18 protein-coding genes are annotated in these 21662 nt (G+C 61.4%); 12 read left to right on the forward strand and 6 right to left on the reverse strand.

Translation table 11 applies throughout. From position 1 onward, the window contains the following. Positions 1 to 148: 148 nt before the first annotated feature. Complete coding sequence (gene hemB / locus ACZRMO_RS06820; protein ID WP_463972336.1) at positions 149 to 1162, forward strand: porphobilinogen synthase; 1014 nt, start codon at positions 149 to 151, stop codon at positions 1160 to 1162. An 18-nt stretch (positions 1163 to 1180) separates the two neighbouring features. Continuing rightward, positions 1181 to 3403, forward strand: coding sequence for a polyphosphate kinase 1 (gene ppk1 / locus ACZRMO_RS06825; protein ID WP_463972337.1), 2223 nt, complete (start codon positions 1181 to 1183; stop codon positions 3401 to 3403). Positions 3404 to 3566: 163 nt separating this feature from the next. Here the strand turns inward: ppk1 and ppx are convergent, their stop codons facing one another. After that, complete coding sequence (gene ppx / locus ACZRMO_RS06830; protein WP_017736956.1) at positions 3567 to 5069, reverse strand: exopolyphosphatase; 1503 nt, start codon at positions 5067 to 5069, stop codon at positions 3567 to 3569. A 449-nt stretch (positions 5070 to 5518) separates the two neighbouring features. Between ppx and ACZRMO_RS06835 the strand changes: the two genes are divergently transcribed. From ACZRMO_RS06835 to ACZRMO_RS06850, 4 genes are all read left to right on the forward strand, one after another. Beyond that, on the forward strand, positions 5519 to 6175 hold the full coding sequence (locus ACZRMO_RS06835; protein ID WP_463972338.1) for a DUF1120 domain-containing protein: 657 nt from the start codon (positions 5519 to 5521) through the stop codon (positions 6173 to 6175). A gap of 131 nt (positions 6176 to 6306) precedes the next feature. Beyond that, the gene (locus ACZRMO_RS06840; RefSeq protein WP_463972491.1) at positions 6307 to 6996 is read left to right on the forward strand and encodes a fimbria/pilus chaperone family protein; all 690 of its coding nucleotides are present in this window, start codon (positions 6307 to 6309) and stop codon (positions 6994 to 6996) included. Positions 6997 to 7003: 7 nt separating this feature from the next. After that, a complete protein-coding gene (locus ACZRMO_RS06845) occupies positions 7004 to 9499 on the forward strand; it encodes a fimbria/pilus outer membrane usher protein (RefSeq protein WP_463972339.1) in 2496 nt (831 codons plus the stop codon). Continuing rightward, positions 9489 to 10028 carry a DUF1120 domain-containing protein gene (locus ACZRMO_RS06850; RefSeq protein WP_124526862.1) on the forward strand — a complete coding sequence of 180 codons (540 nt, stop codon included), beginning with the start codon at positions 9489 to 9491 and terminating at the stop codon, positions 10026 to 10028. Before ACZRMO_RS06845 ends, ACZRMO_RS06850 begins: the two co-directional genes overlap by 11 nt. Here ACZRMO_RS06850 and ACZRMO_RS06855 read toward each other — a convergent pair. Genes ACZRMO_RS06855 through ACZRMO_RS06870 form a run of 4 tightly spaced genes read right to left on the reverse strand, consistent with a single transcriptional unit; the run spans position 10009 to position 12848 of the window. Next, positions 10009 to 10746 carry an amino acid ABC transporter ATP-binding protein gene (locus ACZRMO_RS06855; protein WP_124526861.1) on the reverse strand — a complete coding sequence of 246 codons (738 nt, stop codon included), beginning with the start codon at positions 10744 to 10746 and terminating at the stop codon, positions 10009 to 10011. The genes ACZRMO_RS06850 and ACZRMO_RS06855 overlap by 20 nt on opposite strands. Then, positions 10733 to 11383: an amino acid ABC transporter permease gene (locus ACZRMO_RS06860; protein WP_429474736.1), complete on the reverse strand. Its 651-nt coding sequence runs from the start codon at positions 11381 to 11383 to the stop codon at positions 10733 to 10735. The genes ACZRMO_RS06855 and ACZRMO_RS06860 overlap by 14 nt, the downstream gene beginning before the upstream one ends. Then, complete coding sequence (locus ACZRMO_RS06865; protein ID WP_017736949.1) at positions 11380 to 12048, reverse strand: amino acid ABC transporter permease; 669 nt, start codon at positions 12046 to 12048, stop codon at positions 11380 to 11382. The genes ACZRMO_RS06860 and ACZRMO_RS06865 overlap by 4 nt, the downstream gene beginning before the upstream one ends. Positions 12049 to 12062: 14 nt before the next feature. Continuing rightward, entirely contained in the window at positions 12063 to 12848 is a 786-nt protein-coding gene (locus ACZRMO_RS06870; protein ID WP_463972340.1) for a transporter substrate-binding domain-containing protein, read from the reverse strand. Between the two features lie 262 nt (positions 12849 to 13110). Here ACZRMO_RS06870 and ACZRMO_RS06875 point away from each other — a divergent pair, with 262 nt between their 5' ends. From ACZRMO_RS06875 to ACZRMO_RS06895, 5 genes are all read left to right on the forward strand, one after another. Then, positions 13111 to 13806, forward strand: a complete 696-nt coding sequence (locus ACZRMO_RS06875; RefSeq protein ID WP_124526858.1) for a FadR/GntR family transcriptional regulator — start codon at positions 13111 to 13113, stop codon at positions 13804 to 13806. Positions 13807 to 13914: 108 nt separating this feature from the next. Then, positions 13915 to 14244: a thioredoxin TrxA gene (trxA, locus tag ACZRMO_RS06880; RefSeq protein ID WP_017736946.1), complete on the forward strand. Its 330-nt coding sequence runs from the start codon at positions 13915 to 13917 to the stop codon at positions 14242 to 14244. A 234-nt stretch (positions 14245 to 14478) separates the two neighbouring features. After that, entirely contained in the window at positions 14479 to 15738 is a 1260-nt protein-coding gene (gene rho / locus ACZRMO_RS06885; protein ID WP_016973082.1) for a transcription termination factor Rho, read from the forward strand. 134 nt (positions 15739 to 15872) lie between these two features. Next, a complete protein-coding gene (ubiD, locus tag ACZRMO_RS06890) occupies positions 15873 to 17339 on the forward strand; it encodes a 4-hydroxy-3-polyprenylbenzoate decarboxylase (RefSeq protein ID WP_017736945.1) in 1467 nt (488 codons plus the stop codon). Then, a complete protein-coding gene (locus tag ACZRMO_RS06895; RefSeq protein WP_463972341.1) occupies positions 17339 to 18307 on the forward strand; it encodes a CDP-6-deoxy-delta-3,4-glucoseen reductase in 969 nt (322 codons plus the stop codon). Before ubiD ends, ACZRMO_RS06895 begins: the two co-directional genes overlap by 1 nt. Before the next feature lie 140 nt (positions 18308 to 18447). On the opposite strand, the gene ACZRMO_RS06900 is transcribed toward ACZRMO_RS06895, so the two are convergent. Continuing rightward, a complete protein-coding gene (locus tag ACZRMO_RS06900; protein ID WP_463972342.1) occupies positions 18448 to 18930 on the reverse strand; it encodes a sn-glycerol-3-phosphate transporter in 483 nt (160 codons plus the stop codon). 328 nt (positions 18931 to 19258) lie between these two features. On the opposite strand from ACZRMO_RS06900, the gene ACZRMO_RS06905 reads away from it, so the two are divergent. Next, positions 19259 to 21646, forward strand: coding sequence for a TonB-dependent receptor plug domain-containing protein (locus ACZRMO_RS06905; RefSeq protein WP_463972343.1), 2388 nt, complete (start codon positions 19259 to 19261; stop codon positions 21644 to 21646). Positions 21647 to 21662: the final 16 nt, after the last annotated feature.

The raw sequence follows: 21662 nt of genomic DNA on the forward strand, positions 1-21662 counted from the left end.
ATCGAGATGTGTCACGAAGTGAACAATTCCTACATAAACCGCGAATGCGGCTACAGGTCGCACCGATAAGCACAACTGTCATTCATTCGTCATAATGCCCGCTTATAACTGCAACGCTCGCCCGTAAACGCGGGCTCAGGAGTCTGTCGTGAGCTTTACCCCTGCCAATCGCCTGTTCCCCGCTACCCGTCTGCGTCGCAATCGTCGTGATGATTTTTCTCGCCGCCTGGTCCGTGAAAACGTGCTGACGACGAATGATCTGATCCTGCCGGTGTTTGTGCTCGACGGCGAAAATCGCCGGGAAGCGGTCGCCTCGATGCCGGGTGTAGAGCGCTTGACCATCGATCAACTGCTGATCGAAGCGGCAGGCTGGGTCGAGTTGGGCATTCCGGCGCTGGCGCTGTTCCCGGTTACGCCGCCTGAACTCAAGTCCCTCGACGCCGCCGAAGCCTGGAACCCGGAGGGTATCGCCCAGCGCGCCACCCGCGCCCTGCGCGAGCGGTTCCCCGAGCTGGGGGTGATCACCGACGTGGCGCTGGACCCGTTCACCACTCACGGCCAGGATGGCATTCTGGACAGAGAAGGCTATGTTCAGAACGACATCACCGTCGATGCGCTGGTCAAGCAAGCCTTGTCCCACGCGGCGGCGGGTGCCCAGGTGGTTGCACCGTCGGACATGATGGACGGCCGCATCCAGGCGATTCGCGAAGCCCTGGAACTGGCCGGCCACGTCAATGTGCGGATCATGGCCTACTCGGCCAAGTACGCCAGCGCCTATTACGGCCCGTTCCGCGATGCGGTGGGTTCGGCGCTGAACCTGGGCAAGGCCAACAAGGCCTCGTACCAGATGGACCCGGCCAACAGCCAGGAAGCCCTGCACGAAGTGGCGGCCGACCTGGCCGAAGGCGCCGACATGGTGATGGTCAAACCCGGGATGCCGTACCTGGACATCCTTTACCGGGTCAAAGAGGAATTCAAAGTGCCGACCTTTGTCTATCAGGTCAGCGGTGAATACGCCATGCACATGGCCGCGATCCAGAATGGTTGGTTGAGTGAAGGGGTGATCCTTGAATCCCTGACTGCCTTTAAACGTGCCGGCGCTGATGGCATTCTGACTTACTTCGCCGCCCGCGCTGCCCAATTGCTTAGAGAGCAACAATAGCCCTCACAGGAACACTCGATGAATACCGAAGGACTCACAGAAGTTGCCGTAAAAGACGCTCAGCCGGTGGTTGAACAAGTCACCGAGACCCCGCCAGAGCTGGAGCCAGCGCCGCCTGCCGTGGTGGCCGAAGTGCCAGCACCGGCACCGGTGGTCGCGGTGACCAACCTGGATGACAGCAGCCTGTACATCCACCGCGAGCTGTCACAACTGCAATTCAACATCCGCGTGCTGGAACAGGCGCTGGATGAGTCCTACCCGTTGCTGGAACGGCTGAAGTTCCTGCTGATCTTCTCCAGCAACCTGGACGAGTTCTTCGAGATCCGTGTCGCCGGCCTCAAGAAACAGATCACCTTCGCCCGTGAACAAGCCGGCGCCGACGGCCTGCAACCCCATCAAGCCCTGGCGCGCATCAGCGAGCTGGTACACGGCCATGTTGACCGCCAATACGCGATCCTCAACGACATCCTGCTGCCGGAACTGGAAAAACATCAGGTCCGCTTCATCCGTCGTCGCCACTGGACCACCAAGATCAAGACCTGGGTGCGCCGCTACTTCCGCGACGAGATTTCACCGATCATCACCCCGATCGGCCTCGACCCGACGCACCCGTTCCCGTTACTGGTGAACAAGAGCCTCAACTTTATCGTCGAGCTGGAAGGCATCGACGCCTTCGGTCGCGATTCGGGCCTGGCGATCATCCCGGCGCCGCGTCTGTTGCCACGGATCATCAAGGTACCGGAAGAGGTGGGGGGCGCTGGCGACAACTATGTATTCCTCTCGTCGATGATCCACGCCCACGCCGATGACCTGTTCCAGGGCATGAAGGTAAAAGGCTGCTACCAGTTCCGCCTGACCCGAAACGCCGACCTGGCGCTGGACTCCGAAGACGTCGAAGACTTGGCCCGCGCCCTGCGCGGCGAGCTGTTCTCGCGGCGCTACGGTGATGCGGTGCGTCTGGAAGTGGCAGATACCTGCCCGAAACACCTGTCCGACTACCTGCTCAAGCAGTTCAACCTGGCAGAGTCCGAGCTGTACCAAGTCAACGGCCCGGTGAACCTGACGCGCCTGTTCAGCATCACCGGCCTGGACAGCCACCCGGAGCTGCAATACACGCCGTTCACTCCGCAGATCCCGAAACTGCTGCAAAACAGCGAGAACATCTTCAGCGTGGTGAGCAAGCAGGACATCCTGCTGTTGCACCCGTTCGAGTCCTTCACCCCGGTGGTCGACCTGCTGCGCCAGGCCGCCAAGGACCCGCACGTATTGGCTGTACGCCAGACCCTGTACCGCTCCGGCGCCAACTCGGAAATCGTCGATGCGTTGGTGGATGCCGCGCGTAACGGCAAGGAAGTCACCGCAGTGATCGAGCTGCGCGCGCGGTTTGACGAAGAGTCCAACCTGCAACTGGCCAGCCGCCTGCAAGCGGCGGGCGCGGTGGTGATCTACGGCGTGGTCGGCTTCAAGACCCACGCCAAGATGATGCTGATCCTGCGCCGCGAAGCCGGTGAGATCGTACGCTACGCCCACTTGGGCACCGGCAACTACCACGCCGGCAACGCCAAGCTCTACACCGACTACAGCCTGCTGACGTCCGACGACGCCTTGTGCGAGGACGTCGGCAAGTTGTTCAGCCAGCTGATCGGCATGGGCAAGACCCTGCGCATGAAGAAGCTGCTGCACGCGCCGTTCACCCTCAAGAAGGGCATGCTCGACATGATTGCCCGCGAGACCCAGTTCGCCCTCGACGGCAAACCGGCGCACATCATCGCCAAATTCAACTCGCTGACCGATCCGAAGATCATCCGCGCGCTGTACAAGGCCAGCCAGTCCGGCGTGCGCATCGACCTGGTGGTGCGTGGCATGTGCTGCCTGCGTCCGGGCATTGTCGGCGTGTCGCACAACATCCATGTGCGCTCGATCATCGGCCGCTTCCTGGAGCACACGCGGGTGTTCTACTTCCTCAATGGCGGCGAAGAGCAGATGTTCCTCTCCAGCGCCGACTGGATGGAGCGCAACCTCGACAAGCGTGTGGAGACCTGCTTCCCGGTGGAAGGCAAGAAGCTGATCATGCGCGTCAAGAAGGAGCTGGAAAGCTACCTCACCGACAACACCCACAGCTGGAGCCTGCAATCGGACGGCCGCTACGTGCGCAACACGCCAACCGGCAACCAGAACCCGCGCAGTGCGCAGGCGACGTTGTTGGAGCGGTTGGGTAGCCCGATCCTCACTGTGAACTAAACCTGGTGTGGGAGCGGGCTCTTGTGGCGAGGGAGCTTGCTCCCGCTGGAGTGCGCAGCGCTCCCAAGATCTTTGGGACTGCTACGCAGCCCAGCGGGAGCAAGCTCCCTCGCCACAGCAAGCCCGCTCCCACATTTGTTTTTGCAGTGTTCTTTAGAGCGCTTTAGCGCACGTTCAGCGTGAACCCAACCCGCGTCAGCCACTCCGCTTCCTGGGCGAAGTCCGCCTGGGTCAGTTGGTTCTCATCCAGCCAGCCTTTGGGGAACACCACGTCCAGGCTATCGCCGTTGGCGCGCAGGGTCACCTGGGGCATTTCCTGGGTGCCACGGATGTGGTGGAACAGAATCGCGAAGCGCAGCAGTACGCACAGGCGGATCAGCTTGCTGCCTTCATCGCCGAACTCGGCAAACTTGTCCTTGGGAATATTGCGGCGATGGCCGCGCACCAACAGAGCTAGCATTTGTTGGTCTTCGCGGGAGAAGCCGGCGAGGTCGGAGTGCTCTATCAGGTAGGCGCCGTGCTTGTGGTAATGGTAGTGGGCGATATCCAGGCCCACTTCATGCACCTTGGCTGCCCAGCCGAGCAGTTCGCGCCATACGCCGTCTTCCAGGTCCCAGTCCTCGGCCACTTGGTCGAAGGCGTGCAGGGCTTTGCGTTCCACCCGGGCTGCTTGTTCCAGATCGACGTGGTAACGCTCCATCAGCGAGCTGAGGGTGCGCTCGCGCACGTCTTCGTGGTGATGGCGGCCGAGCAGGTCGTAGAGCACGCCTTCACGCAGGGCGCCGTCACAGTGGTCCATGCGTTGCAGTTCGAGGGCGTCGAAGATCGCTTCGAGAATCGCCAGGCCCGCCGGGAAAATGGTGCGACGGTCAGGCTTGATGCCGTCGAAGTCGATTTTCTCCGCATCACCCAGCTTGAACAGCTTGCGCTTGAGCCATGCCAGGCCTTCGGCATTCACTTCGCCGGTGCCATGGCCGCCGGCCTTGAGGGCCAGGCCGATGGCGCGGATGGTGCCGGATGAGCCGATGGCCTCATCCCACGTCAGGCGGTGCAGGGCGTGCTCGATGCTCATGATTTCCAGCCGCGCCGCCGTATAGGCCTGGGCGTAGCGCGCCGGGGTGATCTTGCCGTCCTTGAAGTAGCGCTGGGTGTAGCTGACGCAGCCCATTTGCAGGCTTTCGCGCAGCAATGGCTCGAAACGCTGGCCAATGATGAATTCGGTACTGCCGCCGCCGATGTCGGCGACCAGGCGCTTGCCCGGGGTATCGGCCAGGGTGTGGGACACGCCGAGGTAGATCAGGCGCGCTTCTTCACGGCCGGAGATGACTTCTACCGGGTGCCCGAGGATCTCCTCGGCGCGGCGGATGAACTCGCCACGGTTGCGCGCTTCGCGCAGGGCGTTGGTGCCGACGATGCGTACGGCGCCCAGGGGCATGCCGTTGATCAGTTGGGCAAACCGCTTGAGGCAATCGAGGCCGCGCTGCATGGACTCTTCATTGAGCTGGCGCTCGTCGTCGATCCCGGCAGCCAGTTGTACTTTCTCGCCGAGCCGCTCAAGGATGCGGATCTCACCGTTCTGGGCCTTGGCCACGACCATGTGAAAGCTGTTGGAGCCCAGGTCGATGGCGGCGATCAGGGACAGATTCTTGGCTTGGGATTGCGGCATGGTTTGGGGGTCTCGGTCGATAACCTTGCCATCGTGCCACGATCGACCGCTGGCGCCAACGCGTTGTGCTTCGGGAATTGCGCTGAGGCTGTCTGTGGGGCGTTCCTGTATGAAATGTCAGTGGGGTTTTTAAGTTGCTTCGGAATAAAGCCTTTGATGTTGTAGGACCGCTTAACTATGTAACTTTGTGAAATTGTTCCTGAATAATCCTACGGATGAAGTAGGAGAGTTGGTTCGGTTTTTTTGTTCTGGACTACCTTGCTTTTGTATTGGTGGGGCTACTTTATTTTACGGCTCCCACAATTATTGACGTGTTGTCTGATTCTTTAAGTGTGTGCCAAGACGACAGACTGTCACTCGGCGATTTTGCCGTGGCGTTATTTATTTATGTGTTTACATGTTCGAAGCAAAATAAATACGCCTGACTAACTTTTAGTGACAGGTCGAATATGAAAAAAATTGTTGGATTGACCCTCGGTATCGCTTGCTTGGCGGCGGCCCTCAACGCCCATGCCACTACCAGTGCCGAGTTGATTGTCAGGGGCACGATCAAGCCCGCCGCCTGCAACCTCAGCATGACCGGTGGTGGCATTGTCAATTACGGGGATATCCCTTCGGGTCAATTGCTCCCGACTGCCTTCAATCCGCTGACCGAGAGAACCACGCCCCTGAACGTCAGCTGCGGTACCTCCCCTGCCAAGTTCGGTCTGAAATTCGTTGACCTGCAGGCGGCCAGCAAGGTGCCGGGCATCCTCAGTGCGTTCGGTCCAGGCTACACCGAGGCGCACAACTTTGGTCTGGGCATTGTCTCCGGCCGCAAGACCGGTGGTTTCTCGGTCACCCTCAGGGATCTCAGGTCGTCTGGTGGGACGCTGTATCCCATTGTCCGGGTAGGCACCGGTGCCTGGCAGACCAGCGACGGCAAGGTTGCTCAGTCACCCAGTCAGCATTCGTGGCGCAGTGGTGCGACCGCCGTGCCGGCCTCGGTCGCTCAGTTGACCGGGACTATCGTGGTCAGGGCGGTTATCAACAAAGCCCAGGACCTTGACCTGAGCCGTGACGTGACCCTTGACGGGCGCGCGACACTTGAACTGAGTTACATCTAAGCGACTGAAGTACAGCCGATCAGAAGCTATTTGTTTCTTGTCGGCTGTTTTTATGTGGGCGCCTGGTTGTCGGTCGTCAACTTAAGGGTTGTGGGGAATGCTGAGTGCGCAGACTTTCAGTAATAAATTATGTGTGGCTGTTGTATGCAAGTTTGTATCTTGGGTTTTTCGGCAGTGCAGTGGCGGATGGCATGTTGCCGGAAACCACGGTGGTCGTACTTTACGAAGAACAGGGCGAGGCCACGATAAATATCAAGAATACCGATGCAGCGCCGGCGCTGCTTCATTCAGTCGTGCAGAACGTGCCCGAGGATGTGGAGCCGCTATTGATCGTGACACCGCCCATTACGCGGGTGGAAGCGGGTGAAACCCAGCTGGTGCGCTTCATCAGCACGCTGAAGGCGCCATTGAAGACCCAGCGGTTGAAGCGCGTGTCCTTCGAAGGCATCCCCCAGGCGCGCACCGCAGGCGGTGCGACCATTGGTATCACCCTGCGCCAGAACTTGCCGCTGATCCTGCACCCACAAGGCCTGCCTGTGCATCACACCCCCTGGGAGTTGCTGAAGTGGCGGCGCGCAGGGGAACGGCTCTCGGTGCACAACGACAGTGCCTATGTGGTGCGCCTGGCGTCGGAGTTGCTGTTGCTTCCACAGCGGGGCGCGGCGACGTTGCCACGCACCTACATCTTGCCGGGAGAAGTGCTGGCGGTGACGGTTGAAGGGGCTTTGGGCGCTTTGACCGAGGTCGAGATCCAGCCGGCGACGACCTACGGGTTCTCGGCCGACAACTACCGCGCTCCGATCCATGCGGATGGGAGCTGAATGACCCATGGCAAATCTCTCGAACAACAGGCCTGTGACTCGGCCCCAGCGATCCACACTGCTTGTGGGGTTTGCGACGCTGTGGAGCCTGCCTGGCCTGGTAACCGCGCTGGAACTGGGCGAAGGCTTCGACCTCGCGGCACTCACTACCCACGGTATTGACCCAAAGGTTTCCGACTACTTTCGCCATGCCGCGCGTTTTCGCGAAGGCGTGCATGTGGTGGGGCTGCGGGTCAATGGCAACCCGCTCGGGTTGGTGGACGCGCGCTTCGATGCGCAGGGGCAGTTGTGCTTTACCCCGGGGCTGCTGCAGAAGGCCGGGTTGGTCAAACCCGGCACAATCGCCCATGAGGGCGCCACTGCGGACCAGACCTGCCATGACTTTCTCGGCGCTTTCCCGACGACGATGGTGCGGCTGCGGCCGGGCAGCGATGAGGTCGCGCTGGTAGTACCGACGCAGTCACTGCTCGCGCCGCAATGGGAGAGCGGGGACTTTGCCCGGGGCGGGGCCGCCGCGCTGTTCAATTATGACGTGCTGGGGTTCGACGGTCGGTCCGGTAGTGAGTCCAGCCGGTTTGTGTCGGCCTATACCGAGGCGGGCTTCAACCTTGGTGACTGGATTGTACGCAGCCGCCAGTACTACCTGTCTGACAATGGCGCGAGCAGCACTGAGCACCTGTATGCCTATGCGCAGCGGGACATGGCTGCGTTGCAATCGACTTTCCAGGTGGGCCAGCTCTCCAGCAACAACCCGTTGTTTGGTGGCATCCAGTTGTCTGGGGTGCAGTTTTCCCCGGACGGTCAATCGCGAGTGCCCCAGGGCAGCAACAATGCGGTGGTGGAAGGCCTGGCCCAGAGCCAGTCGCGGATCGAAGTACGCCAATCCGGCGTGTTGATCCACAGCACGCTGGTGCCCGAAGGCCCTTTCAGGCTGACGGGATTACCGTTGCTCAATGGCACCAGTGACCTTGAAGTCAGCGTGATCGATGTGCGGGGCGCCAAGCGCAGCTTCGTGGTGCCGGCGGCTTCGTTCGCGGGGGCAGCGCCGGCGGCGCCGGGTTATTACTTCTCCCTTGGCAAGGTGCGTGAGAGTACCTATGGGGAGGCGCTGTCGCCGGTTGTCGCCATGGGCAGTGGCACCTGGGGTTTGGGGCGTGACTCGTCTGCGGGCTTTGGCTTGTTGAGCACCGATGACTACTGGTCGGCAGGTGGCACGCTGAGCAGCGTTTTTTTCCAGCGGGTGTCTGTGGGGGCGCGTCATAACCTCTCCCGAGACCGTCGCAACGCCGTGTCCGGAGGGCGCAGCAGTGTTTCCTTGAGCAGCCCGGTGTCGGCCAGCGTCGACCTCAGCCTCAGCGCAACCACTCAATCCAGAGGGTACCGCGAGGTGCTTGAAGCGGGCCGCTCGTTCAAGGCCGGCGAACTGGATTCGCGTTTCAAAAACCAATATACGGCGGGCGTAAGCTGGGTCGATCCGACACTGGGTGCGTTTTCCGTGGGCTATAGCCATAGCGCGCAGTTTGATGGGCGAGCGGCCGAACATGTGTTCGCTTCGTGGAGCAAATCGTTGCGCCACGCCGATGTTGGGTTGATCGCCGACTCGCAGGTGGGTGGCTCCCGGGCGCGCCGTGACGCCACACATACTGGCAGCAGGCGCGATGAAGCCCAGGATAATGACCTGTCCCTGCGGCTGCAGGTCAGCGTGCCCCTGGGCGGGGATCGTCGCGTGAACAGCTATGTCAGCCGCCGTGGGGACCAGTCCCGCGCCGGCACAGCACTCACCGAACGGGTGAATCAGTATGTGAATTACGAAGTGGGCATCGAGCGCGACCTCAGCAACCGGGAACAATCGATGCGTGGCCAGTTGGACCTGATGCCGCGTTATACCCGGGTCGGCCTGGGCGTCAGCCGCGACCCGCTGGGCACCCGCTACAACGGGCAGTTGCAGGGCGGAGTCGTGGCCCACGGCGGCGGGGTGACCTTCTCGCCGTACACCGTGCAAGACACATTCGGCATCGCCTCGGTAGGAGATATTGGCGCCGCAACTATCGACACCCCGCAAGGCCCGGTGTGGACCGACTTCAGCGGTCAGGCAGTGATCCCGGGCTTGCCGGCCTACACCAGCAGCCGCATCGCGGTGCAAACCCAGTCGTTGCCGCGCCACGTGGATTTGAAGAACGGCACCCGGGTGCTCAATGCCGGTCGGGGGTCGGTGAATACCGTGGCTTTCGACGTGGTGAAGGTGCGCCGCGTGTTGCTCACCGCCAGCGATGGGCAGGGCCAGCCGCTGCCCCTGGGCGCTGCCGTGTTTGGCGCGGACAATCGCTTCCTGACGAGCGTGGCGGGCGAGGGCATGATCTTCCTGAACGACGCCAACGATGCGCAAAGCCTGCGGGTTTCAATGCCGGATTCTTCCTCCTGTTTGCTCAACCTTTCCGCCGAGGCCAAGCCTGACCATGACAAGTTCTACGAGACTGCATCGGCGGTGTGCCATGGCCGCTAAGTTGAAAGGCATGGGCGTTGTATTGTGCTGCGCAGTATTGCTGCCTCAGGCCGTTTGGGCGCAAAACTGCCGATTGTCGGTGAGCCAGTCGCGCATCGATTATGGCGTTATTCGCCCGCTGGCATTGCTTGAAAGCCCCACCGTGGCGCTCGGCACGCGCACGCTGCACCTGAGCGTCGCGTGCGCAGAGCCGTCAACGATGGCATTGCGATTCGTGGGTGCCGCCGAGGGGCAGGATTTTCGCTTTGGCCAACAAGGGCGCTTCCGCTTGAGCCTCAAGCAGGCTCTGGTGGACGGTCGCGCCGTTGAGTGGGCAGCCACCTATTCGCCCGGTGACGCCGCCAGCGGGCGCCTGCTGCCGGGCCAGGTGTTGGTCGCGCGAGCAGCCGGTGTGGCGGTGACCGGTCGGCGCTTGACGGCCCAGGTCGAGATCGACACCGAGCTGCCCGCCGACGCCTTGCAGGTGCGCAATCAGGCGGAGCTGGAGGGGCAGGGCCGTTTCGAACTGGTCAGCCCGGCTGCTCCGTAGAACCGATGAAGTTGGCCAGCTCGGCGGTTTGCGGGTTGGCGAACAACACCTTGGGGTCACCCACTTCATGCACCTTGCCCTGGTGCATGAACACCAGCTTGTCGCCGACTTCCCGGGCAAAGCGCATTTCGTGGGTCACCATGATCAGGGTCATGCCGTCCTTGGCCAGCTGGCGCACCACGCTCAGCACCTCGTTGACCAGTTCCGGGTCGAGGGCCGAGGTGATTTCGTCGCACAGCAGCACTTTGGGTGACATGGCCAGGGCGCGTGCAATCGCCACGCGTTGCTGCTGGCCACCGGACAAGCGATCAGGGAAGGCGTCGAACTTCTCACCCAGGCCTACGCGCTCCAGCATTTGCTTGGCCAACTGGGCTGCCTTGGCCTTGGGCACTTTCTGTACGACTTGCGGCGCGAGCATCACATTTTCGCCGACGGTCAGGTGGGGGAACAGGTTGAACTGTTGGAACACCATGCCGACTTTCTGCCGCAGGCTGCGCAGGTCGGCGCGGGCGGCGTCGAGGTATTCACCGTCGACTTCGATCACACCGTCGTTGATGGATTCCAGGCCATTGAGGGTGCGCAGCAAGGTGGACTTGCCCGAGCCGCTGCGGCCGATGATTGCCACCACCTGGCCTTCTTCAACCGTCAGGTCGATGCCCTTGAGTACATGGTGATCGCCGTAATACTTATGCAGGGCGGAAATTCTAAGCAGAGGCATGCAGTCTCCTTTCCAGGTAGCGCGCACTGAGGGACAAGGGGTAGCAGAGCAAAAAGTAACCAAGGGCCACCAGGCCGTAGACCATAAAGGGCTCGAAGGTGGCGTTGGCGAGCATGCCGCCGGTCTTGGTCAGTTCGGTGAAGCCGATGATCGAGGTCACGGCGGTGCCTTTGACCACCTGCACCGAGAAGCCCACGGTGGGCGCCACGGCAATGCGCAGGGCCTGGGGCAGGATCACGTAGCGCAGTTGCTCCAGCGGGTTCAGCGCCAGGCTGGCCGAGGCTTCCCATTGCCCATGGGCGATGGAGTCGACGCAGCCGCGCCAGATTTCGGCGAGGTAGGCGCTGGTAAACAGGGTCAGGGCAATCGCAGCGGCGAGCCATGGCGAAATATCCACACCGAGCAGGGCGATACCGAAAAACACCAGGAACAGCTGCATCAACAACGGCGTGCCCTGGAACAGTTCGATATAGGTGCGCGCGACATTGCGCGCAAAGGCCTTGCTGCTGATGCGCATCGTCATCACCAGCAAGCCGATCACGCCGCCGCCGATAAACGCCACCAGCGACAACAACAGCGTCCATTGCAGGCCGGTGAGCAGGTTACGCACGATGTCCCAGAACGAAAAATCACTCATCGGCTATTCCTCATCACGAAGCGGCGGCCGATCCAGTTGAGCAGTTGGCGAATCATCAATGCCATGCACAGGTACACCAGGGTGGTCAGGGCGTAGGTTTCAAAGGCGCGGAAGTTGCGCGACTGGATAAAGTTGGCGGCAAAACTCAGCTCTTCGGTGGCGATCTGTGAACACACCGCCGAGCCGAGCATGACGATGATGATCTGGCTGCTCAGGGCCGGCCACACCTTGCCCAGTGCCGGCAGCAGCACCACATGGCGGAACGCTTCGAAGCGTGTCATCGCCAGCGCCGCCGCGGCTTCCAGCTGCCCGCGCGGGATGGCCTGGATGCCGGCGCGGATGATCTCGGTGGAGTAGGCTCCGAGGTTGATCACCATCGCCAGCACGGCGGCTTGCCACTCGGTAATCTTCAACCCCAGGGACGGCAGGCCGAAGAAGATGAAAAACAGCTGCACCAGGAACGGCGTGTTGCGGATCAACTCGACGTACACGCCAAAGAACCAGGCGAACGGCTGGATCTTCCACGCCCGCACCACGGCGCCGACGGTGCCCAATGCGACGCCGAGGATGGCGCCGATGGCCGTCAGCTCAAGGGTGAACAGTGCGCCGCGCAACAGCAGGTCGGTATTGGCCAGCACCGGCACAAAGTCGAATTGATAGGCCATGGGTCAGCTCCGCTTCAGAGGTCAGCCGGCAGTGGCTCTTTGAGCCATTGCAGCGCGTTCTTTTCCAGGCTGCCGTCGGCCTTGGCGGACACCAGGATCTGGTTGACCTTCTCCAGCAGCGCCGGCTCGTTCTTGTTCACGCCCACGTACACCGGCGAGTCCTTGAGTTTCACTTTCAGCGCGGGCACGCGTTTCGGGCTGCGTTCGCTGATCGCCACCATCACCACGTTGCCACTGGCGATCAGATCGACCTGGCCGGCGAGGTACGCGGCGATGGTGGAGTTGTTGTCTTCGAAGCGCTTGATCGTGGCTTCCTTGGGCGCAACAGCGGTCAGCTCGATGTCTTCGATGGCGCCACGGGTCACGCTGATGGTCTTGCCTTTGAGGTCATCGAGGCCGGTGATAGGCGCATCAGGCGGGCCGAACACCGCCAGGTAGAACGGCGCGTAGGCCTTGGAGAAGTCGATGACCTTCTCCCGCTCGGCGTTTTTGCCCAGGCTGGAGATCACCAGGTCAACCTTGCCGGTGGTCAGGAAGGGGATGCGGTTGGTGCTGTTCACCGGCGTCAGTTCCAGCTTGACCTTGAGCTGCTCGGCCAACAGCTTGGCGGTGTCGATGTCCAGGCCGCGCGGCTTCATGTCCGGGCCGACTGAGCCGAAAGGCGGAAAATCCTGGGGTACGGCAACCTTGAGGGTGCCACGGGCGACGATATCGTCCAGACCGTTGGCCTGGGCGGGTGCCTGGCTCAGCATCAGGCTGGCAAACAGGGCAGTGAGCAGGGCGCTGTAGCGCTTGGTCATGGCAACTCTCCGGGGGGCGAAGGGATTTACTGGATTTGGCTCATGGGGTGATTGCACAGCCCATGCCATGACCCGCAGGATTGGCTGTAACCCAGGGTTTTGTTGAGTTGAGGTGGTCTTACTGGTCTGAACAGTGGGCGCATTTTTCGCACCTTTATCGAGCGCCGCGAAAACCCCGCGAGCCCCTTTGGGGCGTGGCTTGCCGCCCGTTGCGAATAGCTTTACAACTAGTCACTCAGTTGACTGGAACCTTGAGTTTTTTATGAATTCCATCGCCCAAGCCGTACCGGAAGCGGCCCTGCAGGCCATTCGCAAACTCATCAAGGAGCAAGGCTTCGGACCGGGCGATGCATTGCCCTCCCAGCGCGATCTGGCGGTGCAGTTGGGGGTGAGCCGGGCGTCGTTGCGCGAGGCGCTGTCGTCATTGAGCGCCTTGGGCGTGGTCAGCGTGCAGCCGGGCAAAGGCGTGTTTGTGCAGGCGACCGACGAGGCGCCGGGGTTTGCCTGGCCCTTTGCGGCGCAGGCCACGCCGTTGGACATCTTCCAGTTGCGCTACGCCCTTGAAGGTTTTGCAGCGGGGTTGGCGGCGGTGACGCTGAGCACGGCTGAACTGGACAGCCTTGAGGATAATGTCGAGGCGATGCGCAAGGTGCTCAAGGCGGGCGACTTTGAAGCGGCTGCGCGGCTGGACTTCGAATTCCACCAGCGCATCCTGCTGGCCAGCGGTAACCAGGCGATGGTGAGCATCCTCAGCGCCAGTGCCGAGGTGTTCCTGGAGAGCCAGAAACTACCGTTCATCCGGCCGGAACGGGCCATGGAAACCTGGCAGGAACACCGCAAGATCCTGCGCGCCCTGGCCCGGCGTGCCAGTGCCGCAGCGCAGAAAACCATGCAGGAACACGTGCGCAATGCCGCGCTGCGCACCGGGATTGCCTTCGTCACGCCCGTAACGCCCTGAGTTGGGCTATACCGGTCATAGCAAGACTCAATCAGAGGCGGCTTCCTGAACGGTGGAAGGGCGGCTATGATGGGCCACGTTTTTTTTGCTTACAAACCGGAGACATCCATGAGCAACGATCTTATCAAGCACGTCACCGACGCGACCTTTGAGGCCGAAGTACTCAAGGCTGCTGGCCCGGTGCTGGTTGACTACTGGGCTGAATGGTGCGGCCCTTGCAAAATGATCGCGCCTGTTCTGGACGACATTGCGACTGCTTACGAAGGCAAGCTGACCATTGCCAAGCTGAACATCGACGACAACCAGGAAACCCCGGCCAAGCACGGCGTGCGTGGTATCCCGACGCTGATGCTGTTCAAGGATGGTGACGTTGCAGCCACTAAAGTAGGCGCACTGTCGAAGTCCCAGCTGCAAGCTTTCCTCGACGCGAACATCTAAACGTCGTCAAAAAAGCCCCGCAAATTGCGGGGCTTTTTCGTGAAACAGGGCTAGACGCTCCGAAACTCAGGTGGTACATTCGGCCCCGCACTGGTTTCTCCACTGCCCCCTGCATGCCGTCGCCGACGCACTCCTTTTCGATTAGTACGCGATCCTGTCGCCTTCTCTGCGGCGCGGCCTCATTAAGCCAAAAGCTTAATTTCCCCCCTCCATAAATGATTACGTCATTCCTATATGAATCTGACTGAACTCAAGCAAAAGCCGATTACCGACCTGCTCCAGCTGGCCGAAGAAATGGGCATAGAAAATATGGCCCGTTCGCGCAAGCAGGACGTGATTTTCTCCCTGCTGAAAAAGCACGCGAAAAGCGGCGAGGAAATCTCCGGTGATGGCGTGCTGGAGATTCTCCAGGACGGCTTCGGCTTCCTCCGCTCTGCTGACGCCTCCTATCTCGCCGGCCCAGACGACATTTACGTCTCGCCGAGCCAGATCCGTCGCTTCAACTTGCGCACCGGTGACACCATCGTTGGCAAGATCCGCCCTCCAAAGGAAGGCGAGCGTTATTTCGCCCTGCTCAAGGTCGACACGATCAACTTCGATCGTCCTGAGAACGCGAAGAACAAGATTCTCTTCGAGAACCTGACTCCGCTGTTCCCGACCGTGCGCATGAAGATGGAAGCCGGCAACGGTTCCACCGAAGACTTGACCGGTCGTGTGATCGACCTGTGCGCCCCGATCGGCAAGGGCCAGCGTGGCCTGATCGTCGCACCGCCGAAAGCCGGTAAGACCATCATGCTGCAGAACATTGCAGCGAACATCGCGCGTAACAATCCTGAAGTTCACCTGATCGTGCTGTTGATCGATGAGCGTCCGGAAGAAGTGACCGAAATGCAGCGCACCGTGCGCGGCGAAGTGGTTGCCTCGACGTTCGATGAGCCGCCAACCCGCCACGTGCAGGTTGCCGAAATGGTGATCGAGAAGGCCAAGCGCCTGGTCGAACACAAAAAAGACGTGGTGATCCTGCTCGACTCCATCACCCGTCTGGCCCGTGCCTACAACACCGTGATCCCGAGCTCCGGCAAGGTCTTGACCGGTGGTGTCGATGCCCACGCTCTGGAGAAACCGAAGCGTTTCTTCGGCGCCGCGCGGAACATCGAAGAAGGCGGCTCGCTGACCATTATCGCCACTGCACTGGTTGAAACCGGTTCGAAGATGGACGAAGTGATCTACGAAGAGTTCAAGGGTACCGGCAACATGGAACTGCCCCTGGACCGTCGCATCGCGGAAAAACGCGTGTTCCCGGCGATCAACATCAACCGTTCCGGCACCCGCCGCGAAGAGTTGCTGACCGCCGACGACGAACTGCAGCGCATGTGGATCCTGCGCAAGCTGCTGCACCCGATGGACGAAGTCGCTGCCATCGAGTTCCTGGTCGACAAGCTGAAAACCACCAAGACCAACGACGAGTTCTTCCTGTCGATGAAGCGCAAGTAATACCGCGTTTCAGGTCCTAAAGAATGGCGCCCTCAGGGGCGCCATTTTTTTTGCGCCCGCTTTTTCAGCGCCCGGCAGCCAAATACCCCTCGGAGCAGGTAGGATGTACGCCTATTTTACGGGTGGCATGGTTAATGAAATTCAAGGATCTTCGGGATTTCGTGCAGCAACTTGAGCAGCGCGGAGAGTTGAAACGTATCCAGATGCCGGTGTCTCCGGTGCTGGAAATGACTGAGATTTGCGACCGTACCCTGCGCAACAAGGGCCCGGCGCTGCTGTTCGAAAACCCGACCGGCTATGACATTCCGGTGCTCGGCAACCTGTTCGGCACGCCCGAGCGGGTGGCCTTTGGCATGGGCGCCGAATCGGTCAGCGAACTGCGCGAGATCGGCAAGCTGCTGGCCTTCCTCAAGGAGCCCGAGCCGCCCAAGGGCTTGAAGGACGCCTGGTCGAAGCTGCCGATCTTCCGCAAGATCATTGCCATGGCGCCCAAGGTGGTCAAGGACGCGGTGTGCCAGGAAGTGGTCATCGAAGGCGATGACGTGGACCTGGCCATGCTTCCGGTGCAGACCTGCTGGCCCGGCGACGTCGGCCCGCTGATCACCTGGGGCCTGACCGTCACCAAAGGCCCGAACAAGGACCGCCAGAACCTCGGCATCTACCGCCAGCAAGTGATCGGCCGCAACAAGGTGATCATGCGTTGGCTGAGCCACCGTGGCGGCGCGCTGGATTTCCGTGAGTGGTGCGAGAAGCACCCGGGCCAGCCGTTCCCGGTCTCTGTGGCCCTCGGCGCCGACCCAGCCACCATCCTCGGCGCCGTGACCCCGGTGCCCGATAGCCTGTCCGAATACGCCTTCGCCGGCCTGCTGCGTGGTAACCGCACCGAACTGGTGAAGTGCCGTGGCAACGACCTGCAAGTGCCGGCCACTGCCGAAATCATCCTTGAAGGTGTGATTCACCCGGGCGAAATGGCCGATGAAGGCCCTTACGGCGACCACACCGGCTACTACAACGAAGTCGACAGTTTCCCGGTGTTCACCGTTGAGCGCATCACCCATCGGATCAAGCCGATCTACCACAGCACCTACACCGGCCGTCCGCCGGATGAGCCGGCGATCCTCGGCGTGGCGCTCAACGAGGTGTTCGTACCGATCCTGCAAAAGCAGTTTCCGGAAATCACCGACTTCTACCTGCCGCCCGAAGGCTGCTCGTACCGCATGGCCATCGTGACCATGAAGAAGTCGTACCCGGGCCATGCCAAGCGGGTAATGCTGGGTGTGTGGTCGTTTTTGCGACAGTTCATGTACACCAAGTTCGTTATCGTCACCGACGACGATATCAACGCCCGCGACTGGAACGACGTGATCTGGGCCATCACCACGCGCATGGATCCCAAGCGCGATACGGTGATGATCGACAACACGCCGATCGACTACCTCGACTTCGCCTCGCCGGTGTCGGGTCTGGGCTCGAAGATGGGCCTGGACGCTACGCACAAGTGGCCGGGTGAAACCACCCGCGAGTGGGGCCGGGTGATCGTCAAGGATGAAGCCGTCACGGCCCGTGTCGATGCCATGTGGAAAGAATTGGGAATAGATTGATGCGTGTAACCCTGCAACCTTCCGGCGCCATCCTGGAGCTGGTCCCCGGCGAGCGAATCCTCGAAGGCGCGCGGCGCCTGGGCTACGAATGCCCCCAGGCCTGTCGCAACGGCGTGTGCCACGTGTGTGCCGCGCTGCTGGTGGAAGGCCGGGTGCAGCAAGCCGGTGAGGTGCGCGACCACGGTGAGTTCTACACTTGCATTGCCGAGCCGCTGGAAGATTGCATCGTGCTGTGGGATGGCGTGCTGGCGCCGGGAGAGTTGCCGTTGCGCAAGTTGTCGTGCCAATTGAGCGAGTGCGTGGACGTCGGTGGCGACGTGTGGCGCGTGCGCCTGCGCGCGCCGGCCGGCAAGGCGGTGCGTTACCACGCCGGGCAATACCTGATGATCGAACGGGAGAATGGCGAGAAGTCGGCGTTCTCCCTGGCGTCGGCGCCCCACGGTGGGCGTGAGCTGGAGCTGCATGTGCTGGCCCGCGAAGACAGCGCCCGCAACCTGCTGGCGCAACTGCAGCGCGACCAGATGGCGCGCATCGAACTGCCCTTTGGCGACACCCACCTGGCCGAACTGCCGGACGGGCCGCTGGTATTGATCGCCGCCGGTACCGGCATGGCGCAGATGCACAGCCTGATCGAACACTGCCGCGCTTCCGGCTTCAAGCATCCGGTGCACCTGTACTGGGGCGTGCGGCGCCCGGAAGATTTCTACGAGATTGAACACTGGGACCAATGGCTGCAACTGCCCAACCTGTTCCTGCACAAGGTCGTCAGCGATCTGTGTGGCTGGGAAGGGCGCTGCGGGTTGTTGCATGAAGCGGTGTGCGAAGACATCAGCGATCTCAAGGCCGTGCACGTCTACGCCAGCGGTTCACCGGCGATGATCTACGGCACCTTGGATGCGCTGGTCGAGGCCGGCATGGATGCGCACCAGATGCGCGCCGACGTGTTTGCCTACGCCCCCCGCCCCTGAAGCCTTACGCTGAAACCCTGTGGGAGCGGGCTTGCTCGCGAATGCGGTGGACCAGTCACCGAATGTATTGACTGGCACACCGCTTTCGCGAGCAAGCCCGCTCCCACACAAGCCAGCTCCCACACTGATCTGCGCTGTGCTCAGAAACGCACGCCGGTGGTCACCATCGCCGCATTGAACCCCAGCAACACCAACTCCGCCGCCACCGGTCCGTAATGGGTGCCCACCGACGGAATGATCACCGGCGCCACGCCAAAGCGGTTCAACGGGATCTTGTCGCGGTACTTACCGCGATAACCCTGGATCGCGCCGCCAGTCAGTTTCAGGTACACCGGATAGTCGGCCATGTCGTAGCGCTTGCCCGCATACGCGTAGTACGAGCGCTGCCTGAACGAGTTGCGAAACGTTGCCCCGCCATACACAAAACCTGAGGCCTCATTGCGCTCCAGGCCAATCAGGTCCTGATGGTTGTTGTGCTCGGGGTCGGGCGCGAAGTGCCGGGTGTAGACGCTGGTCTGCGCGTACCAGAAGCCTTTGTCATCGTCGGTAACCGGCGCTTCGCCCGCCAGTGCAGTGGTGGCCTGGGCCAGGAACAGCAGGCCCGGCAATCGGAATTTTTTCATGGGTGCGACCTCGATAGTCGGTTTGATGGGCGGCTAAGTGGGTCGTTGTGTGCACGCTATTTTGACGGCTTGACGCGTTCCCAGGCTGAACCGGGGCTGAAAGTAGCGGGAATGGCGCACGCAATCCTGACGAGTGGGGTGGTTTGCTTATGCATTCGCTTATGCGTTAAAGGTATTTAATTTGTTACATAAATATCATTAAGCTATATCGCAACGGACTACCGACTTTCTGCCAACCACCAATAACTGACCGCCACCGCCCGCCAGCCGGATCGATCGTACGCATTCAGAGCATGACGTTCTGAGTCTTGATTCCAAGGGGAGCGGTATGGGGAGTTACAAGAAACACGCGCTGTACTCGGCGATTTTGTCGGCCAATTTGCTGACCGCCGTAGGCTTCAATCCAGTTTTTGCCGCCGAAACTTCGGCCACTGACGCACCTAAACTCGACACCGTGATCGTCACCGGCACCCGCGCCCAGGAGCGCACTGCCAGCGCCTCGCTGTCGCCGGTGGATGTGATTTCTGGCGATACCCTACGCAGCACTGGCTCCGATGAGTTGGGTGCGGTATTGGCGCGCCTGATCCCGTCGATCAACTTCCCACGGCCAAGCCTGGTGGACGGCGCCGAACTGGTGCGCCCGGCGCAGTTGCGCGGGCTGTCGCCGGATCAGGTGCTGGTGCTGGTCAACGGCAAGCGCCGTCACACCAGCGCCTTCGTCAACCTCGGCGGCGCGGTGGGCCGTGGCTCGGCGCCGGCGGACTTGAACGCGATCCCGCTGTCGGCGGTGGACCATATCGAAGTGCTGCGCGACGGCGCCTCGGCGCGCTACGGTTCGGACGCGATTGCCGGGGTGATCAACGTGATCCTCAAGCACGCCGACCATGGCGGCTCTATCTCCAGCAAGTTCGGCCAGTACAAGAAGGGCGACGGCATCCAGCGCAACATCAGCGGCAACACCGGGTTGGCGCTGGGCGACAACGGCTTTATCAGCCTCTCCGGCGAAGGCGCCGACAACGATTACACCAACCGTGCCGGCAAGGATTACCGCGCCGCCAGCATCGGTTCCACCACCTACGGCCAGCAGGTGTTCCGCCAGGGTGAACCGGCAACCAATGAAGGCAAATTCCAGTTCAATTCCGAATATGCCTTCAACGATGCGGCCGAGTTCTACAGCTTCGGCGGCTACAGCAAGCGGCGCGGCGAGACGGCGGCGTTCTACCGCGCAAGCAATGCGTCCAACAACATCGCGGCGCTCAACCCCAATGGCTACTTGCCGCTGATCAAGGGCAACCTCGAAGACACCTCGCTGGTGGTAGGCCTGCGCGGGTTGCTGGCCTATGACTGGCATTACGACTTGTCGGCCAACTACGGCAAGAACCAGTACGAACTCAGTACCGAAACCATCAACACCTCCCTGGGCCTGGCCACGCCGCGCAAGTTCGACAACGGCACCCTGAGCAACGACCAGAAGCAAGTCAGCCTCGACCTGTCCCGTGAATTCGACGTGGGCTTCCTGCCGTATCCGGTGTCCGTGGCGTTTGGCGGCGAATACCTGCGCCAGGGCTATGAAATCGAAGCGGGCGAGCCTGCGTCCTACTACCAGAGCGGCAGTTCGGGCCTCGGCGGCTTCCGTGCGGCTGACGCCGGCAGCAGTTCGCGGCACAACTGGGCGCAGTACCTGGACCTGGAAACCAACTTCACCGAAAAACTCAGCGCCTCGGCCGCCGTACGGCATGAGGACTACAGTGATTTCGGCTCCAACGTCAGCGGTTCGCTGTCGGCGCGCTACGATTTCACCCCGCAAGTGGCCTTGCGCGGCAGTATCTCCAACGGCTTCCGCGCGCCGTCCCTGGCCCAGCAGAACTTTGCGTTTACCTCGTCCCAACTGATCGGCAGCGAAATCCGCGAGGCCGGCACGTTCCCGGCCTCCAGCCAGGTCGCGCGCCTGCTCGGCGCAGAGGACCTGAAGGCCGAGAAATCGCGCAACTACAGCCTGGGCCTGGTGCTGGAGCCCGCCGATGACCTGACGCTGACGGTGGATGTGTATCGCATCGATATTCGCGACCGCATCAGCCTGTCGTCCAACCTCAACCTGAGCCCGGCGACCCAGGCCTACCTGCAAGCCAACGGCGTCGGCAACATCAACTACACCACCGCGCGTTACTTCACCAACGCCACCGACACCAGCACCGACGGCGTCGACCTGGTGGCCAATTATCGCTACCAGTTCGATAACGGCATCCGCTGGAACAGCACCGTGGGCTACAACTACAACCACACCAAAGTCACGGACGTGAAGGCCAACCCGGCAATCCTCGACAGCCTCGGTGCCAACCTGGTGCGCGTAGACCGTCGCGAGAAAAGCGGTTTGCTCGGCGACACCACGCCGGAACACAAGCTGAGCCTGGGCAACGACTTCACCTTCGGCAATTGGGCGCTGCACAGCAATTTGGTGCGCTATGGTGAATTCACCAGCTATCAGGCGGACAAGGTCAACGACCAGACCTTCAAGGCGGCGTGGGTGCTGGACTTGTCGGCAGACTACAAGTTGCAGAACTGGACCTTCACCCTGGGCGGCGACAACGTCACCGACAAGTACCCGGAAAAGGTCAACGCGTTCGCCAGCAGCGGCGGCAACCTGGCCTATAGCACTTTTTCGCCGTACGGTTACAGCGGCGCGTTTTATTACGGTAAAGTTGCTTACAACTGGTAACAAACAGGAGACCTAA

The sequence above is a fragment of the Pseudomonas sp. B611 genome (assembly GCF_055407965.1).

Coding starts and splice junctions, on each gene's coding strand:
- ppk1 (WP_463972337.1), top strand. CDS start 1,181: ATGAATACCGAAGGACTCACAGAAGTTGCCGTAAAAGACGCTCAGCCG.
- ppx (WP_017736956.1), bottom strand. CDS start 5,069: ATGCCGCAATCCCAAGCCAAGAATCTGTCCCTGATCGCCGCCATCGAC.
- ACZRMO_RS06835 (WP_463972338.1), top strand. CDS start 5,519: ATGAAAAAAATTGTTGGATTGACCCTCGGTATCGCTTGCTTGGCGGCG.
- ACZRMO_RS06845 (WP_463972339.1), top strand. CDS start 7,004: ATGGCAAATCTCTCGAACAACAGGCCTGTGACTCGGCCCCAGCGATCC.
- ACZRMO_RS06850 (WP_124526862.1), top strand. CDS start 9,489: ATGGCCGCTAAGTTGAAAGGCATGGGCGTTGTATTGTGCTGCGCAGTA.
- ACZRMO_RS06855 (WP_124526861.1), bottom strand. CDS start 10,746: ATGCCTCTGCTTAGAATTTCCGCCCTGCATAAGTATTACGGCGATCAC.
- ACZRMO_RS06860 (WP_429474736.1), bottom strand. CDS start 11,383: ATGAGTGATTTTTCGTTCTGGGACATCGTGCGTAACCTGCTCACCGGC.
- ACZRMO_RS06865 (WP_017736949.1), bottom strand. CDS start 12,048: ATGGCCTATCAATTCGACTTTGTGCCGGTGCTGGCCAATACCGACCTG.
- ACZRMO_RS06870 (WP_463972340.1), bottom strand. CDS start 12,848: ATGACCAAGCGCTACAGCGCCCTGCTCACTGCCCTGTTTGCCAGCCTG.
- ACZRMO_RS06875 (WP_124526858.1), top strand. CDS start 13,111: ATGAATTCCATCGCCCAAGCCGTACCGGAAGCGGCCCTGCAGGCCATT.
- trxA (WP_017736946.1), top strand. CDS start 13,915: ATGAGCAACGATCTTATCAAGCACGTCACCGACGCGACCTTTGAGGCC.
- rho (WP_016973082.1), top strand. CDS start 14,479: ATGAATCTGACTGAACTCAAGCAAAAGCCGATTACCGACCTGCTCCAG.
- ubiD (WP_017736945.1), top strand. CDS start 15,873: ATGAAATTCAAGGATCTTCGGGATTTCGTGCAGCAACTTGAGCAGCGC.
- ACZRMO_RS06895 (WP_463972341.1), top strand. CDS start 17,339: ATGCGTGTAACCCTGCAACCTTCCGGCGCCATCCTGGAGCTGGTCCCC.
- ACZRMO_RS06900 (WP_463972342.1), bottom strand. CDS start 18,930: ATGAAAAAATTCCGATTGCCGGGCCTGCTGTTCCTGGCCCAGGCCACC.
- ACZRMO_RS06905 (WP_463972343.1), top strand. CDS start 19,259: ATGGGGAGTTACAAGAAACACGCGCTGTACTCGGCGATTTTGTCGGCC.